General features: G+C 52.6%; 15 protein-coding genes. 4 read left to right on the top strand and 11 right to left on the bottom strand.

What is annotated here, in order from left to right:
• Positions 1-96: 96 nt before the first annotated feature.
• Both ACT3RW_RS06955 and ACT3RW_RS06950 read left to right on the top strand, forming a co-directional pair.
• Positions 97-1,308: an aminotransferase class I/II-fold pyridoxal phosphate-dependent enzyme gene (locus tag ACT3RW_RS06955; protein ID WP_444613267.1), complete on the top strand. Its 1,212-nt coding sequence runs from the start codon at positions 97-99 to the stop codon at positions 1,306-1,308.
• Complete coding sequence (locus tag ACT3RW_RS06950; RefSeq protein ID WP_444613266.1) at positions 1,305-2,084, top strand: spermidine synthase; 780 nt, start codon at positions 1,305-1,307, stop codon at positions 2,082-2,084. Before ACT3RW_RS06955 ends, ACT3RW_RS06950 begins: the two co-directional genes overlap by 4 nt.
• Here the strand turns inward: ACT3RW_RS06950 and rsmD are convergent.
• From rsmD to ACT3RW_RS06930, 4 genes are read right to left on the bottom strand one after another with little or no spacing between them, the layout of a single operon-like run.
• Positions 2,061-2,645, bottom strand: a complete 585-nt coding sequence (gene rsmD, locus ACT3RW_RS06945) for a 16S rRNA (guanine(966)-N(2))-methyltransferase RsmD (RefSeq protein ID WP_444613265.1) — start codon at positions 2,643-2,645, stop codon at positions 2,061-2,063. The two genes, ACT3RW_RS06950 and rsmD, sit on opposite strands and share 24 nt — an antisense overlap.
• 18 nt (positions 2,646-2,663) lie before the next feature.
• Positions 2,664-4,850 carry an ATP-dependent DNA helicase RecG gene (locus tag ACT3RW_RS06940; protein ID WP_444613264.1) on the bottom strand — a complete coding sequence of 729 codons (2,187 nt, stop codon included), beginning with the start codon at positions 4,848-4,850 and terminating at the stop codon, positions 2,664-2,666.
• Positions 4,843-5,811 carry a DAK2 domain-containing protein gene (locus ACT3RW_RS06935; RefSeq protein ID WP_444613263.1) on the bottom strand — a complete coding sequence of 323 codons (969 nt, stop codon included), beginning with the start codon at positions 5,809-5,811 and terminating at the stop codon, positions 4,843-4,845. The genes ACT3RW_RS06940 and ACT3RW_RS06935 overlap by 8 nt, the downstream gene beginning before the upstream one ends.
• A gap of 22 nt (positions 5,812-5,833) precedes the next feature.
• Positions 5,834-6,877 carry an LCP family protein gene (locus ACT3RW_RS06930; protein WP_131088028.1) on the bottom strand — a complete coding sequence of 348 codons (1,044 nt, stop codon included), beginning with the start codon at positions 6,875-6,877 and terminating at the stop codon, positions 5,834-5,836.
• 135 nt (positions 6,878-7,012) lie between these two features.
• Here ACT3RW_RS06930 and ACT3RW_RS06925 point away from each other — a divergent pair, with 135 nt between their 5' ends.
• Positions 7,013-7,465 (top strand): DUF3515 family protein, encoded by a 453-nt coding sequence (locus tag ACT3RW_RS06925; protein WP_131088027.1) that lies wholly within the window; start codon positions 7,013-7,015, stop codon positions 7,463-7,465.
• A 78-nt stretch (positions 7,466-7,543) separates the two neighbouring features.
• Here the strand turns inward: ACT3RW_RS06925 and ACT3RW_RS06920 are convergent, their stop codons facing one another.
• The 6 genes from ACT3RW_RS06920 to leuC all read right to left on the bottom strand — a co-directional run bounded on the left by ACT3RW_RS06920 (position 7,544) and on the right by leuC (position 14,142).
• Positions 7,544-8,656 carry a D-alanine--D-alanine ligase family protein gene (locus ACT3RW_RS06920; protein WP_444613262.1) on the bottom strand — a complete coding sequence of 371 codons (1,113 nt, stop codon included), beginning with the start codon at positions 8,654-8,656 and terminating at the stop codon, positions 7,544-7,546.
• Positions 8,656-9,690, bottom strand: a complete 1,035-nt coding sequence (locus tag ACT3RW_RS06915) for an NAD(P)H-dependent glycerol-3-phosphate dehydrogenase (protein WP_444613261.1) — start codon at positions 9,688-9,690, stop codon at positions 8,656-8,658. Before ACT3RW_RS06915 ends, ACT3RW_RS06920 begins: the two co-directional genes overlap by 1 nt.
• 33 nt (positions 9,691-9,723) lie before the next feature.
• Positions 9,724-10,407: a lysophospholipid acyltransferase family protein gene (locus ACT3RW_RS06910; protein WP_131088024.1), complete on the bottom strand. Its 684-nt coding sequence runs from the start codon at positions 10,405-10,407 to the stop codon at positions 9,724-9,726.
• 98 nt (positions 10,408-10,505) lie between these two features.
• Entirely contained in the window at positions 10,506-11,825 is a 1,320-nt protein-coding gene (gene murA / locus ACT3RW_RS06905) for a UDP-N-acetylglucosamine 1-carboxyvinyltransferase (RefSeq protein WP_131088023.1), read from the bottom strand.
• Positions 11,826-12,082: 257 nt separating this feature from the next.
• Positions 12,083-12,688: a 3-isopropylmalate dehydratase small subunit gene (gene leuD, locus ACT3RW_RS06900; protein ID WP_444613260.1), complete on the bottom strand. Its 606-nt coding sequence runs from the start codon at positions 12,686-12,688 to the stop codon at positions 12,083-12,085.
• 14 nt (positions 12,689-12,702) lie between these two features.
• On the bottom strand, positions 12,703-14,142 hold the full coding sequence (gene leuC / locus ACT3RW_RS06895) for a 3-isopropylmalate dehydratase large subunit (protein ID WP_444614622.1): 1,440 nt from the start codon (positions 14,140-14,142) through the stop codon (positions 12,703-12,705).
• A gap of 122 nt (positions 14,143-14,264) precedes the next feature.
• Between leuC and ACT3RW_RS06890 the strand changes: the two genes are divergently transcribed.
• Positions 14,265-14,990, top strand: coding sequence for an IclR family transcriptional regulator (locus ACT3RW_RS06890; protein WP_444613259.1), 726 nt, complete (start codon positions 14,265-14,267; stop codon positions 14,988-14,990).
• Positions 14,991-15,017: 27 nt separating this feature from the next.
• Here the strand turns inward: ACT3RW_RS06890 and thiL are convergent, their stop codons facing one another.
• Positions 15,018-16,028, bottom strand: a complete 1,011-nt coding sequence (gene thiL, locus ACT3RW_RS06885; protein ID WP_444613258.1) for a thiamine-phosphate kinase — start codon at positions 16,026-16,028, stop codon at positions 15,018-15,020.
• Positions 16,029-16,034: the final 6 nt, after the last annotated feature.

The raw sequence follows: 16,034 nt of genomic DNA, 5'->3' as shown, positions 1-16,034 counted from the left end.
GAACTCAGCTCAATTGTTGGTTCTAAGGTAAATGTCATGCAACCATTTGTTGACTAAATTGCCAACAAACCATTGCAAGGCACTCATAATGAACCTATGGGTATTTCAATGACTCCTTGGCAACGTACAGCGCACGGGGCGAATCTTCTGGACTCTGCCGGTCAACCCGGAGTGACGATCTTTGAAGAGATCACCGCACTCGCCAATAAACATAATGCAATCAACTTAGGTCAAGGTTTCCCGGATACTGAAGGTCCGGAAGAAGTCCGCCAAATTGCTATAGATTCCATAATGGGCGGGGCCAATCAGTATGCGCCGGGATCCGGAACCCTGCAGCTCAGAGAGGCAATCTCAGAGCATCAGAACCGCTTCTATTCGTTGAAGATCGATCCACTATCCGAAGTAGTTGTAACGACTGGTGCAACCGAGGCCATCGCCGCGGCGCTACTGGCTTTCATAGAATCAGGCGACGAAGTAGTAACTTTCGAGCCGTTTTACGACTCTTATGCGGCCATGATCGGCTTGACGAATGCGCAGCATAGGGTAGTCCCGCTGCGGGCTCCCGCGTTTGAACCCGACCTAGATGATCTTCGCAGTGTAGTCACGGACCAAACTCGAATCATTCTTATCAATAACCCACACAATCCTACGGGTGCGGTATTTTCACTCACTGTTCTCAATGAGATCATTGCCTTGGCTCATCAGCACAACTGCATCATCATCTCCGATGAAGTCTATGAACATCTCACCTTTGGTACGAAGCATGTTCCGATTGCAAGCCTGCCTGGCGGTTTTGAACGAACGCTCACGATCTCGTCTTCCGGTAAATCATTTTCTTTCACGGGTTGGAAAGTCGGCTGGGCCACTGGTCCTAAAGAACTGATCACGGCGCTTCGAACAGTCAAGCAGTTCCTCACCTACTCCTCAGGCCCAGCTTTTCAGCCAGCAATTGCCCAAGCTTTACAGCTACCAGTTCCATTCTTTGAAAGATTCGCCGCGACACTAGAGGAAAGCGCAATAGCGTTGTCCCGAGGGCTGGAGGCGGCTGGCATCCCTGTCATCAGGCCCAAGGGCACATACTTCCTTGTGGCAGACATTAATCAATTTAAGCGCAAGGATGCCGTGGAGGTAGCACGATTGATGCCTGAACAAGTCGGTGTCGCTGCGATACCGTTGTCAGTGTTTGTGCGCCCCGAAAACATGAAGCACTATCAAGGCTTCTTACGATTCGCTTTCTGCAAACAACCCCAGGTGATCGCCGCTGCAGTAGAAAAGCTCCAGCACCTACCAGAGGTATTAGACCGATGAGCAAAACAGCAAAACGTTGGCTGGGATTCGTCCAAGAGCACGCAACAATTTATGATGACGATTTGATCCCAGGATCAAAAATACTGGCCATCGGTGATGCTCCGCAGTCGCATGTGAACTTGGCGCACCCTGAAGAGGTCTTCTACGAATATCTTGCCCGCGTTGCTAATCATTTGCAGGTGCTGCGCACCCCGGATAAACCGCTCAAGATGCTCCATCTGGGTGCAGGAGCTCTAACACTGGCCCGGTGGGCCAGCGTTGTCTACCCTTCTAGTACCCATGTTGCAGTCGATATTGAGCGTGAGCTACTGGACTTTGTCCTAACTCAATTGCCGCTACCTGCTCAATGCCAGCTACGACCAATTGTCGCCGATGCAAGATCGGTCTTGAGCGATCAACTAGCAAATGAAAAATTTGATGTCATAGTTCTGGACATCTTCTCGGGGCCGGAAGCTCCCGGACACCTGACTACAGCTGACTACTACTCAGAACTTCTTAATTCCTTGTCTGAGGGCGGACTACTATTCGTTAACATTGGCGATGATCCCCCGTTGAACTTTGCGAAGTCTCAAGTCGTTGCAGCTCAGTCTGTCTTTAGATTTGTGATGCTCAGTTCTAGCCCCGAGATGTTTACGCAACGCTATCCGGGAAACTTGATCCTCACCGCCATGCAGAGCCCATTACCCGAAGACATGGTTGAGCGATGCCAAGCAGCCGGGCCATATCCTTCAGAGGTGCGGCACTCGCTGGACCTAGACCGGTTCAGCAAACCATAGGTGCGTTTCTCCGTATTTTTTATCTGAGAAATTCTCTAGGCCCGCGGGCCAGGTTGGTTCGGGTGAACGAGCCGAGCGTTCGATAACAACTGTCGCGTCATCAGCCAGAATCTTGGATATCTTGCCCAGAGTAACCGTTAGCTCTTCTTCGGTCAGCGGGTAAGGAGGATCTAAAACGACAAGGTCGAATGTTCGGTTCGGCAGACCCGTACTGCTTGACATGAAACTGTCTAGAACTGAATCAACAGAACCTCGATGCACAGCAACCACCGATGCCTTTAGCGCTTTGTTAACCATGGACGCATTTTGCTGGCAAACACTCGCTGCCTTAGGCGCTTTTTCAACAAGCACAACTTGGCGTGCGCCCCGGCTTGCCGATTCAATGCCAAGAGCGCCTGACCCTGCAAATAGGTCCAGAACGCGTGCACCAGAAAGCACGTCCCAGCTCTCTAAGCGGGAAAACAGTGCTTCCTTGACTCGATCCGTAGTTGGTCGCGTCGCATCTCCGGGTACTGACTTCAACGGATTTCCGCCCGCTGCACCGGCAATAATACGGCTCATTCCAGCCTCAATCTTTAGTTAGTTCTTATTCAAAAATTCTTGAGATGACTCGTCCACCCAGGAACCAGCCATCTTCAGCAGTTCTGGGTATTTGTTTTGCCACTCGGATACATTCATCAACGCCTCAACATTGGCCCTGGCCTGCTCAATGAGCTTACGGTCCTTGATAATGCTTAGCTCTTTCAAGGCTGACCTACTTCCGGACTGCTGCGCACCGAGAATATTGCCTTCCCGACGTTCAGCCAAGTCCGCTTCAGCCAATTCAAATCCATCCATGGTGGACTCGATTGTTTTCAGTCGCCCCACCGAAGGATGATCAGCATCCAGCCATGTAGTCATCAGGCACGTTCCCTGCAAGCCGCCACGACCAACACGTCCGCGAAGCTGGTGTAGCTGTGAGATTCCGAATCGTTCAGCGTCCATGATCACCATGAGAGTCGCGTTGTGGACGTCAACGCCAACCTCGATGACCGTCGTGGAAACTAAAACATCGATGTTGCCCCCTGCGAATGAGTCCATAACGTCTTGCTTGTCCTCTGAGTCCAATTGCGAGTGCAATGCTTCGACCCGTACGTTAGCGAAACTTGGCATGCCGGCCAGTAGCTCCATCATGGCTTCAACGCTCATGGTTTGGCCCGACGATTCTTCATACGTCGATAGAAGTACACCTTGTTCTGCAGCGGTGTCAGTGATCCTAGGGCACACAACATACACTTGGTGCCCCTGACTCACTTCTTCCGTAATTTTCGAGAACAATCGTTCCCGGAAACTGGTCAGTTGCATTGGCACAATATGCGTTTGAATGGGCGCACGTCCAGCTGGCAAACGCTTGATGGTAGAGGTGTCTAGATCCCCAAATACTGTCATCGCGACGGTACGTGGAATTGGAGTGGCCGTCATGACCAAAGTGTGTGGAACCGCGTCACCAGACTTGGCTCGCAACGCATCGCGTTGCTCAACGCCAAATCTGTGTTGCTCGTCAACAACGACAAGCCCGAGTTCGGCAAACTGCACCTGGTCGCTAAGCAAGGCATGAGTACCGATAATCAAACCGATCTCGCCACTGGCGATGCCCAACAGGGCTTGTCGTCGTTGTGCCGTTTTTGCAGAACCGGTCAGAAGAGCTACGCCAGCCCCCTCGCCTTCACCGAATAGTCCTGGGTCTACAAGCCTGCCCAACATCTTAGTAATGGACGCAAAGTGCTGAGCGGCCAAAACTTCCGTTGGCGCTAAGAGGGCGGCTTGTCCCCCACCATCAATGACTTGGAGAATTGCCCTCAATGCGACGATCGTTTTACCGGAGCCCACTTCACCCTGTAAAAGACGGTGCATTGGATGTGGTTGGGAAAGATCAGACGCAAGCTGATCCCCTACTTGTAGCTGGTCTTCGGTCAGGGTAAAGGGCAATTGCGCTTCAAACTTGTCAGCCAGCTTCCCGGACTGACGCGGACGCGCAACGGCGTGCTGGGCACCGAGCTGACGACTACGTTCAGCTAGGGTCAGCTGCAATACAAATGCTTCTTCATAGGCGAAACGTTGACGGGCAACGTACGCGTGCTTCACCTCGCGTGGCGCATGTCGCTGCAGGTACGCCTGGAAACGCTGGGGGTAATGATTTGATCCAAGAAGGTCACTAGGGAGAAATTCAGGAAGGTTCTCTTCGGTGACGTGTGGGAGAAGCAGCCCTATCAAATCTCGTATCCGTTTATTGGGCATCTTTGCCGATGCCGGATAGATAGGAATTGGTCGAGGGTCCGCTTGGGAGGCTTCGTCCAATACTGCGTAGTCTGGTTGGCTGAGTTGTAAGTGGTCTTGATACCAACCAACTTTTCCACTGAACATCGCGATAGTACCGACAGTCAGATCAGTGCGCGCTTGATAACCATTAAAGAAAGTCATCTTCAGTTCTTGTCCGCCAGAGCTCAGCTCATCACTAACCGTAACTTCATAGATGAAGCCTCGGCGTGAGTGCATCTGACGTTGGCTAACGTTGACAACCTGAGCGACCACGGTGACGTGTTCATCAAATGGCAACTCAGCGATAGGGGTCAGCTCACCGACTTCAACATATCGACGCGGAAAGTGCCACAGCAATTCCCCTACTGTTGTATATCCAAATGTCTTTTCCAGTGCCGTGGCGTTCTTGTCGCCAAGGTAGGTGGAAAGTTCTGAAGCCTCAAATGAAACCAGGGTCTGTTCAGTCATCATTCGTGCACAAGTCGGTGACGCTGACATTTACGGGATCGCCGTATTTCCCAATTAGTTCTATGGCTGGCTCTGCTTCAGGAACATGGACATGGACTCGCCAACGATAGGTATCTTCTCCCAATTGGTTCACCGGCGACATGATCACCGAATTGCCCATGGCGTCTAGCTGACCACGCAACGTGGCCGCACCCAAGGCATCTAAGGAAACGGTGCACATGACTTCAACCCCGGACTCGGTTTCTCGATTCAGGTGAACATGCGGATCCTGCACCCTGTAGCCATGGAATGATTCATAAGATTCAAAATCAGTGACGTCATTACGGATCGCTGCACAGAGCTCATCAATGATAATCAGCATTCCCACTGCTCCGGCATCAACAACTCCGGCCTCAAGCAGTGGTTCCAATTCCGTTTCCGTACCCTTGACCGCTAGCTGCGCCGCCTGAGTCATTTGGGTCAACAGTGCGTCTAATGCAGCACGGCTTTCGAGATCAGTCTTGATGTGCGAAAGAGTCGATCCAGCAGCTAGAGCTATCGCATTAATTACCGAAAGCATGGTGCCTTCAACCGGTTCACTCAATGCAGACCATGAGCGTACCTTTGCCCGCTCCAATCCCAGAGCGAGCAGAGGTGCGGTCAGCCGTTCGTGGCCAATCCATGGCTCACTGAGGCCGCTGAGAAAGACGGCAAAAAGGGTTCCTGAGTTACCGCGGGCGGACTCCATGGACGCACGCGCAGCAACTTCAAGAAAACCACCGATATCGTCACTTTTCAGTTCACTAACTGCATCGTGCCCAGCGCGTGCGGTGAGGTAGAGATTGCTCCCGGTATCCCCGTCTGCGACTGGAAAGACGTTGATGGCATTAAGTCGATCAGAGTGGTTCCCGAGACTCTTGACGCTCCGAGCAAGCCATTCATGAATTGCGCGCACGGAGGTATCGAGCTTTTGGGGAGTCATGGATTCCTAGTCCTTAATTGAACTATTTAGATAGATCAGTGGTGTTCACGAACTCAGAAACTTTATCGTCCTGAAGCGCTTGACCAAACTTATCAATGGCTGCCATGTCTGGAACCACGATTGACTGACCATCTGCGGATCGACCGGTGCCACTATTTGGAAGGGTGAAGAATTCCATGTCGCTCTGACGGATGTTGAGCATAGATGATGCATATGAAGCTACCTGAGCAGAATCAAGCGAATCATCAACAGCAATGTATGGGGCAATCTGTCCCACAGCGTCTGACACCTTTGCAGGGTTAGTCAGGGTGTCTTTAGACATGATCTGACCAAGCAGGGCCTTGACGAACAGCTGCTGGTTCTTGACGCGCTGGTAGTCGCTCTCGGGGAACGCGTGGCGTTCACGAACGAACGCTAATGCCTGATCACCGTTGAGGGTCTGAACACCTTCAGGGAAATTGTTGCCCTTGAAGGATGTTGAATTGAATGCACGTGGATTGTTGATGGTCACGCCACCAACGGCATCAGTGAGTCCCTTGAATCCTTCAAAGTCAATTGACGCAACGTGATTGATGCGAACACCGAATAGACCTTCGAGGGTTTCAACTGCTTTGGAGACACCACCATGGGCGAAGGCCGCATTAACCTTTGCTTCACCTACACCTGGGATGTTCAACCAGGTATCACGCATGATGGAGGTGACGAAAATATTCTTGTGATCCGAAGGGATATGAACCAGCATCATCGTGTCGGAACGACCGCCATTTGGCAGTGTGCCAAAGTCTTCGCTGTCTTCCGACGCATCTCGCGTGGCCCGAGTGTCTGTACCTAGCAGAAGAATATTGACTGCATCCTTGGACTCGTCCTTAACTTCAGGACGGGTGTCCTCGTTAGGGAAGGCATCAGCAATCTTGCCGCTTTCGGAGTCGAATGTTCGCCCCAGATTCCAAAGGTAGCCGGCGGCTACAAGCGCCGCAATTGCGACCAAAACAAGAATACTCAGTACTATCGCGCGGCCAGTATGTTTTTTCTTTACTGGCTGACTCGCATGTGCATCGAAGGACATATGCTACCTTTCACAGTTTCATCTGAATACATCTTATCTGTCAGCGTAGGGATGTAGGCTTATGAAGTGTCTAAACTCAGTGTGAATTCCGAAGTGTCGCCGAAATGTTATGCAAATATAAAAAAGATTGCGGCTATGGCGGCAAGCGTAGTTGCACTTGCTTCTCTCACTGCTTGTTCATCTGTCGCCGCCGTTGATGCTGCACCTGACGCGGCCAATCCTGCCTGCGCAGAGATGATGGTGGCGTTACCTGATTTGATCGGGGACGCACAACGACGGTCCACAACTTCTCAAGCTACCTCAGCTTGGGGCGATCCTTCGCAAGTAGTACTGCGTTGCGGCGTGCAAGTTCCTACGCCTACTTCAGATCCGTGCGTATCAGTCAATGATGTTGATTGGGTTGCTCACGAAGATGAAAAGACAAAGATCTGGACATTGACCACCTACGGACGCACCCCTGCGACAGAAGTGGTCCTTGATCCGAACGTCATACCTTCCAGCACGGTGCTCGCTTCCCTTTCTGACGCGGCGGCCAAGATTCCAGCCCAAAAGGCGTGTGTTAGCGTCGATAAGGCAGAAAAGCTGTAGCCAAGAAGCACTGAGCAATAACAAAGCGAGGAGACGAATCGTCTCCTCGCTTTGTTATTTGCAAATGCAGTATGTCGTTTAGCGCAGTCCTACGTTTCGTTCAGTCGCCAAAGCTATGAGCTCATTGATGAGCTCTGGATATGCAATGCCAGTCTTGTCCCACATTTGTGGGTACATGCTTGACGGCGTAAAGCCCGGCATGGTGTTGATTTCATTGATGATCCACTCGCCCTCGGGCGTGTAGAAGAAATCAACGCGGGATAGACCTTCTGCGTCCAAAGAGTCAAAGGCTTTGACTGCAAGCTCGCGGATTTCTGCGGTGGCTTCTTCACTCAGTTCAGCGGGGCAACTGAGCTGGGCTGCGGTGCCGTCCACATATTTCGCTTCAAAATCGTAGAACGTGTGTCCGTTCGCTGCGACGGCAACTTCACCGGGCAACGAAGCTCGTGCGGCTGAACTACCGCGGCCTTCCAATACGCCACACTCAATTTCGCGACCAACGATGCCTTGCTCAACAATCACCTTTGGGTCTTCGGCCCGAGCGACATCGATTGCGGCGCGAAGTTCCGATGGGACATCCACCTTGGTGATACCCACAGAGGAACCTGCACGGGCAGGTTTTACGAATAGTGGGTATTGAAGATTCTGGCAACGTTCTAGAGCAGCTTCGCTATCGCGGAGCCACTGCTTATTGGTGATGACCTCATAAGGTCCAACGTTAAATCCAGCGCCTTCAAAAACGACCTTCATGAAGTGCTTATCCATGCCCATGGCACTGGCTGCAATTCCGGAGCCGACGTATGGAACGCCTGCAGTTTCCAGCATTCCCTGGATCGATCCATCTTCACCGAAAGGACCGTGAAGCAGTGGGAAGACCACATCGACTTCAGCAACCTCAGAAATGGTCGCGCCAGTCAATGACTGAAGAGATGTTGTATTGGTTTCAGGAGACAGCTGCACCGGGTGGTCAACGGAGGAGATCTCCGGCAGCTGGCCGGAGTCCAAAGCCCAGCCCTCTGGGTCTTTGTCCAGCAAGGTCCAGCCACCGTCACGAGTAATTCCAACTGGAATTACGTCAAAACGTTCACGATCAATGGCATGCATGACACCGGCTGCCGTTACACAAGATACGGAGTGCTCAGATGAACGACCGCCGAAAAGGAGCAGGACTCGGAGTTTACGATCAACCATTAGTGCTGTTCTCCTTCAGACTTCAATTCACGCGAAAGTAGACGTGCTGCCATGTTTTCAACACTTAGCGTACCTTCAAGAACCATGACTACTGCTTCAGTAATTGGCATTTCGACCTTGTGAGTCTGCGCCAGATCAAATACTGCACGTGCAGACTTGATGCCTTCAGCAGTCTGGGACATGCGGTCATTGACCTCTTCCAGGAAAAGTCCCTGCCCCAGCAAACGGCCCGCGGTGTTATTACGCGACAATGATGAGGAGCACGTTGCCACCAAGTCACCCAGGCCGGAGAGCCCTGCCAAAGTATCTAGTCGGCCACCGAGTGCGAGAACTAGACGAGTGGTTTCTGCCAAGCCGCGGGTGATGACAGTTGATTTTGTATTATCGCCCATACCCATGCCGTCACACATACCAACAGCGAGGGCAATGATGTTTTTGACGATTCCGCCAAGCTCCACGCCCAACACATCATCATTGGTGTAAGGACGGAAATATGGTGCTGAACAAAGTTCTGCAATCCACTCAGCAGTTTCTGAATCTGTGCAAGCTACAACCGAGGCAGTTGGCTGCTCACGGGCAATCTCCATTGCAAGGTTTGGACCTGAAAGCACGGCTACTTGTTCGGCTGGCAATCCAGTCACTTCCGAAATGACTTCACTCATGCGTAGATCGGTGCCGCGTTCCAGACCCTTCATCAGCGAAAGCAAAACCACGCCAGGCGCAAAGTGTTCTTTGAACGCCGCCAGTTCCTGTCGCAACGACTGGGACGGGATGGCAAGAACCACCAAATCCGCATCCGTTAGCACTTCACGCTGATCTGAGGAAGCCGAGATGTTCGCCGGAAGCTTCGTTTCACGCAGATAGCGCGAATTGGTGTGGCGATCATTAATTTCTGCAGCTGCGTCATCACGGCGAGCCCAGATTTGCACCGGAGTCCCCTTGTCCACAACGGAATCGGCAAGCACTTTGGCGAAGGTGGTTCCCCAGCTACCGGCACCCATGACGGCAATTTTACGTGGAAGCGGCTTAGTCATTATCTGTCCTCTAGAAAGTGATGATGAAGTCGATTAGTTTTCTGGCTTTTCGAAACTACGGCCGGTCTGAGTTTGGCCGTGGTCACTGGGATCCCAGCGAGTCGCCGGAGCTTCTTCTTGACGAAGTTCAGCCTGCAAACCGGTAATTGCATCCATGATACGGTCAGTGGCTTCTTGAAGAACGGTGCGAGTACGAGGGCCATCACGCAAATCATCAAGATTTACCGGCGCTCCAACAGCGACGGTTACGTGTTTGCGAGGGAACAAATACATCTTTTTGGAATACCTAGGCAGCAGCTCTTGGTCTCCCCAGTGGGCCATAGGCACGACCGGCGCACCGGTCTGCAGCGCAAGACGCGCAGCACCAGTGCGACCGACCATTGGCCATAAATTTGGATCTCGGGTAAGGGTACCTTCTGGGTAGATCACAATGACTCCCCCAGCGTCCAGAACTTCTTGCGCTGATTTCAGAGATTCACCAGCACTAGCTGAACTACGTGTCACCGGAACCTGACCGGTCTTCTTAAGGAACCACCCAAGCACAGGAACCTTAAACAAAGATTCCTTTGCCAGCCACCGTGGGAGCCTGCCGTTGCTATAGATTGCGTGGCCAACCACCAACGGATCAATTTCCGTCAAGTGATTAGGGCACACAATGTAGCCACCCTTTGGAAGAGAATCAAAGCCCTTCCATGACTTGCCTGTCATCACGTTCATGCCTGAACGGACAATTCCTGCCAAGACAGAAAACACAAGTTTGGTGCTAGCAGACTCTCCGGGAGCCAGGATCTTTACCACGTACGAGATCCCCTTAGTTAGTTGCTCAGCTCGACGTTTGCGCCCAGACCCTGAAGCTTGTCCATGAAGTGCTCGTAACCGCGGTTGATGATTTCAATCCCGGTCACACGGCTGGTACCTTCAGCTGCCAAAGCAGCGATCAGGTGCGAGAAGCCACCACGCAAGTCTGGAACGTCAATGTCTGCGCCGCTGAGTTTTGCAGGACCGACAACAACTGCAGAGTGCTTGAAGTTTCGCTGGCCAAACCGGCAAGGAGTGGAACCAAGGCAGTCAGTGTGCACCTGAACCGTAGAACCCATGCGCACCAAAGCGTCGGTGAAACCGAAACGGTTTTCATAGACCGTCTCGTGAATTACCGAGACACCCTTAGCCTGGGTCAAAGCAACAACCAACGGCTGCTGCCAGTCGGTCATGAAGCCGGGGTGAACGTCGGTTTCGAGGATCAACGGATTCAGATCTCCACCTGGGTGGTAGAAACGAATGCCGTTGGACTTGACCTCGAACTCGCCACCAATCTGGCGGTATACGTGCAGGAATGCGGTCAGGTCACGCTGCTGCGCGTCCTGAACGAAAATATCACCCTTGGTCACCAGCGCTGCCGAAGCCCATGAAGCTGCCTCGTTGCGGTCTGGCAGCGAAGTGTGGTCAAAGCCGCTGAGCTTATCTACACCCTGAATACGGATCACACGGTCACGGTGTACAGAGATGATTGCGCCCATCTTCTGCAACAGCGAGATCAAATCTAGAATTTCTGGCTCAATAGCTGCGTTACTGACCTCGGTAACACCCTTAGCGCGAACCGCCGAAAGCAGTACCTGCTCGGTGGTACCAACGCTTGGGTACTGAAGGTTCAGCTTGGCACCAGTGAGACCGTTTGGAGCCGAGATACGAATGCCATCAGGAGCCTTGTCCACGACTGCACCGAATTCGCGAAGAACTTCTAGGTGGAAATCGATTGGACGGTCACCAATGCGGCAACCACCAAGGTCTGGAATGAAGGCTTCACCCAGTGCGTGGATCAGTGGGCCACAGAAAAGAATAGGAATACGTGAATCACCAGCGTGCGCATCAATTGCTTGATTCGACGCGGTCTTCACATTGGTTGGATCCAGCGAGAGGTCACCGGTGGTTGGGTCCTGATCAACCTTGACTCCGTGGATTTCAAGCAAGCTGCGTACTACAACGACATCTTTAATCTCCGGTACGTTTCGCAAAACCGAAGGAGTGTCACCGAGCAGAGCTGCAACCATGGCTTTTGGCACTAGGTTCTTAGCTCCGCCGACTCGTACGGTGCCCTTAAGTGGGACACCACCATGGATCGTCAAGATCTTACCCATGTATGAATTACCTCATCGCGTAGTCGTTATCGCCCGCCGAAGCTTTTGAGCTTTCGAACTGGCAGGACTTAGCAAGCATACCGCTTATCAAGCTGTTGATACGTTCAGGTCATCGTGTGGCGCACACATTGTGAGCATGCTTTCAGCCACGTCAGCCTTCTCGCACGGTATGTGCGTCCTTAAAGAAAGGTAGGTCCGTTCTTCACCTATTTGAACAGATGAGAACGGACCTATTATTCCGCAATAGCGCGTGAGAATTACCCGGCGGTTTTAGCAGGCAGGGTTCTTGGCTTGTACTCCGGGCGCGTGGCTTCATACGCCGTGATGGCGTCTTCCTGCTGTAAGGTCAGCCCGATGTCATCCAAACCTTCCATCAGGCGCCAGCGAGTGTAATCATCAATCTGGAACGGAGCAGAAATCGATCCACACTGAACCGTGCGTGACTCAAGATCAACGCTCACGGTAGTGCCTGGATTATTCTCCAGTTCCTTCCAGATCAGCTCAATATCACTTTGAGCAACCTCGGCAGCAACCAATCCCTGCTTGCCAGAGTTCCCACGGAAGATATCAGCAAACCGAGCTGAGATTACAGCTTTGAAGCCGTAGTCCTTCAGCGCCCATACTGCGTGCTCACGAGAAGAACCTGTACCAAAGTCCGGGCCCGCTACCAACACAGAACCTTCGTTGAAAGGTTCCTTGTTCAGGATGAAGTTCTCGTCACGGCGCCAGCCAGCAAACAAGGCATCCTCAAACCCAGTACGGGTAATACGCTTCAGATAAACGGCCGGGATGATCTGGTCCGTGTCCACGTTGCTCTGACGCAGTGGGACACCAATGCCGGTATGAGTAAGAATCTTTTCCATGATGGTAATCCTTTCTAGACTGCGGCCGGAGTATTAGCCAGGTCGCTAGGTGAAGACAGGGTTCCGCGCACTGCGGTTGCAGCTGCAACCAGCGGTGAAACCAAGTGGGTACGCCCACCCTTGCCCTGACGTCCTTCAAAGTTTCGGTTGGAGGTCGAAGCGCAACGCTCCCCCTCATCCAACTGGTCTGGATTCATTCCCAAGCACATTGAGCAACCGGCGAAACGCCATTCTGCTCCAAAGTCTTTGAATATCTGATCCAAGCCTTCTGCTTCGGCTTCCAAGCGAACGCGAGCCGAACCCGGAACGACAATCATCCGCACGTTTGGATCTTTAACCTTGCCCTTGACTACTTCTGCAGCCGCTCGCAGATCTTCCATTCGGGAGTTGGTGCACGATCCTAAGAAGACTGTGTCAACACGAATGTCCTTCATTGGCGTTCCGCCAGTCAGGCCCATATAGGTCAATGCGCGTTCGCAAGCCTTACGGTCATTCTCGTCTTCATAATCTTCCGGAGAAGGAACACTCTGCGAGAGCGAAACGCCTTGACCAGGGTTAGTACCCCAGGTGACAAACGACTCAAGTTCATCAGCATTCAGGAAGACTTCTGCGTCAAAGCTCGCGCCTTCATCAGAATGCAAGGTGTTCCAGTTGGCAACTGCTGCGTCCCAGTCTTCGCCTTGTGGCGCGTGTGGACGTCCCTTGACGTATTCAAAAGTCGTTTCATCTGGAGCAATCATGCCAGCGCGAGCGCCAGCTTCAATTGACATGTTACAGATGGTCATACGTGCGTCCATGGACAGCGAGCGAATTGCTGAACCGCGGTATTCAAGTACGTAACCTTGACCGCCACCGGTACCGATCTTGGCAATAACAGCCAAGATAATATCCTTCGCGGTAACACCCGGCTTCAGAGTGCCTTCAACGTTGATGGCCATGGTCCTAAAAGGCTTCAGGCTCAAAGACTGAGTAGCCATGACGTGTTCAACTTCGGAAGTTCCGATACCAAATGCCAAAGCGCCGAAGGCACCGTGGGTCGAGGTGTGAGAGTCTCCGCAAACAACGGTCATGCCAGGCTGGGTCAGCCCCAGCTGGGGGCCGACAACGTGAACGATTCCCTGTTCCTTGTCACCCAGCGAGTGCAGACGCACGCCGAACTCTTTACAGTTCTCGCGCAAGGTTTCAATCTGCGTACGACTGGTGAGATCAGCAATAGGCTTATCGATTTCAAGCGTGGGAGTGTTGTGATCTTCTGTCGCAATGGTCAGATCTGGGCGACGCAGTTGACGTCCCGCTAAGCGCAAACCTTCAAAGGCCTGCGGGGACGTCACCTCGTGTAATAGGTGGAGATCAATGTAGATCAAATCAGGCTGACGGGCTTCGCCGTTGCCTTCTCCATGGCGCACAACGTGTGCGTTCCAAACTTTTTCTGCCAATGTCTGGGGCGACTGCATGACGGACATGCGACACACTCCTCAAGCTACGTAATTGTGGTAGTTCAACTTTGACACTTCACAGAGAGTCTTTTCCAGTATGCGGACTTGAATCTCAAATAATGAGACGCGATACTAACTGTATGACTATTGGTAGCGGTGTAGGCGTACTCGACAAAGCAGCGGCTATTCTCAACGCGCTTGAGAATGGACCCACTTCCCTTTCTCAGCTTGTGGACCTGACCGATATTTCACGTCCCACCGTGCATCGCATTGCCCAATCCTTAGTGCATCACGGACTCGTTGGACGAGACATGCATGGCCGTTTTGAGCTGGGCAACCGGTTAGTAGAGCTGGCTAGCGCCGCCGGCGAAGACCGTCTTGTGAGCGCCGCTGGGCCGATTCTGATTAAGCTTCGAGATATCACCGGTGAGAGTACTCAGATTTTCCGCAAGCAAGGTGACTTCCGTGTGTGCATTGCCAGCGCAGAACGACCTATCGGTTTACGAGACACCATTCCGGTAGGAACACAGTTGTCTATGAAGGCAGGCTCCGCCGCCCAGATTCTGCTTGCGTGGGAAGACAATGAACGCATGGTTGATGGGCTTCACCATGCTCGCTTCACTCCAACAATCCTCGCCGGCGTGCGCAGACGCGGTTGGGCCCAATCACTGGGCGAACGTGAACCAGGCGTCGCCTCCGTGTCAGCTCCAGTTCGCGGACAGTCTGGAAGAGTCATCGCCGCGTTATCGCTGTCAGGACCGATTGAACGTCTAACCCGACAGCCGGGCAAAATACATCATGAAGCGGTGACCAGCGCGGCCCACGAACTTTCCGAACTACTGCGCGTTCAGAACGACCACGTCTAACCTCGACGCTGCGGCCGCTAGGCTGACTTAGCTGAAGTGATCAAAGCCCGCACTTCCAAGAGCGGGCTTGCCACCCACAGTCACCACAGACCGACGGCCACTGCGGGCAGTGACTTTGCCAATGACAGTGAATTCTTCTGGCACATCCGAAGCCTTCGGGAAAGCAGCCAGGAGTCCAAAATCCTCACCTCCGTGCAAAACCCACTTCATCGGCTCTTGCTTGGTCAACACAGCAGCCGGCTTTAACCGTTCAGCAAATTTCTTGAGAACCTCAAGATCAAGATCAATGCTCACACCGCTGGCTTTAGCCATCCGGGCGCTGTCACGAATCAGCCCATCCGAAATATCCATGAGTGCATGAACACCAGCTTCTGCGGCGCGAGGTCCAGAGCCCAATGGAGGAACAGGCCTACACTGTCCAGCGACTAACCGACGCACAGCTCTGTTCCAGGTTGCTGAATCGCTTTGATGCTCCAGTACTTCTAGACCGGCACCAGCATCACCCAAATGGCCAGCCACAGCTAAAAGGTCACCCGGCTTGGCACCGCTACGCAGAATTTTTCCATGCTCAGATTCACCGAGCACCGTGGTAGTCACCGAAATTTCTGATGCCTTTCCAAGATCACCGCCGAGGATAGTCAGTTCCTCTGCTCCGAGATACTTGATTGCATCCGTAACGCCCTGCGCAAAATCCTTGGCCCACTCCAATGGCGTGTTTTCAGGAAGGGATAGCGAGATAACAGCCCCCGTGGATTTGCCACCCATTGCGTTGATATCAGAGACATTTTGGGCAATTGACTTCCACCCAATGTCATAAGCCTTGTGTTCTTGACCGCTGGGCCAGACCAATCTGAAGTCTTGATTTTCAACTAGCGTGTCAACCGAAACGAGAACTTCTCCCCCGGCCACGCGCAACGCACCCGCGTCGTCACCGGGACCCAAGCTCGCTTTGCTTGAATCAAGAAGCGGCAAAATGGCGTCAAGTATTCCTTGCTCGCCAAGGTCACCAACCGTAGCTTCGGATTGAAAATTAGTCACGGAGTT

Origin of the sequence: Glutamicibacter sp. AOP5-A2-18 (genome assembly GCF_052446055.1) — a bacterium.
GTDB lineage: Bacteria > Actinomycetota > Actinomycetes > Actinomycetales > Micrococcaceae > Glutamicibacter.
This window is presented reverse-complemented; position numbering and strand designations above follow the sequence as displayed.

Excerpts from the sequence above, each read along its gene's own strand:
- ACT3RW_RS06955 (WP_444613267.1), top strand. The coding sequence starts at position 97 with ATGGGTATTTCAATGACTCCTTGGCAACGTACAGCGCACGGGGCGAAT.
- ACT3RW_RS06950 (WP_444613266.1), top strand. The coding sequence starts at position 1,305 with ATGAGCAAAACAGCAAAACGTTGGCTGGGATTCGTCCAAGAGCACGCA.
- rsmD (WP_444613265.1), bottom strand. The coding sequence starts at position 2,645 with ATGAGCCGTATTATTGCCGGTGCAGCGGGCGGAAATCCGTTGAAGTCA.
- ACT3RW_RS06940 (WP_444613264.1), bottom strand. The coding sequence starts at position 4,850 with ATGACTGAACAGACCCTGGTTTCATTTGAGGCTTCAGAACTTTCCACC.
- ACT3RW_RS06935 (WP_444613263.1), bottom strand. The coding sequence starts at position 5,811 with ATGACTCCCCAAAAGCTCGATACCTCCGTGCGCGCAATTCATGAATGG.
- ACT3RW_RS06930 (WP_131088028.1), bottom strand. The coding sequence starts at position 6,877 with ATGTCCTTCGATGCACATGCGAGTCAGCCAGTAAAGAAAAAACATACT.
- ACT3RW_RS06925 (WP_131088027.1), top strand. The coding sequence starts at position 7,013 with ATGGCGGCAAGCGTAGTTGCACTTGCTTCTCTCACTGCTTGTTCATCT.
- ACT3RW_RS06920 (WP_444613262.1), bottom strand. The coding sequence starts at position 8,656 with ATGGTTGATCGTAAACTCCGAGTCCTGCTCCTTTTCGGCGGTCGTTCA.
- ACT3RW_RS06915 (WP_444613261.1), bottom strand. The coding sequence starts at position 9,690 with ATGACTAAGCCGCTTCCACGTAAAATTGCCGTCATGGGTGCCGGTAGC.
- ACT3RW_RS06910 (WP_131088024.1), bottom strand. The coding sequence starts at position 10,407 with ATGAACGTGATGACAGGCAAGTCATGGAAGGGCTTTGATTCTCTTCCA.
- murA (WP_131088023.1), bottom strand. The coding sequence starts at position 11,825 with ATGGGTAAGATCTTGACGATCCATGGTGGTGTCCCACTTAAGGGCACC.
- leuD (WP_444613260.1), bottom strand. The coding sequence starts at position 12,688 with ATGGAAAAGATTCTTACTCATACCGGCATTGGTGTCCCACTGCGTCAG.
- leuC (WP_444614622.1), bottom strand. The coding sequence starts at position 14,142 with ATGCAGTCGCCCCAGACATTGGCAGAAAAAGTTTGGAACGCACACGTT.
- ACT3RW_RS06890 (WP_444613259.1), top strand. The coding sequence starts at position 14,265 with ATGACTATTGGTAGCGGTGTAGGCGTACTCGACAAAGCAGCGGCTATT.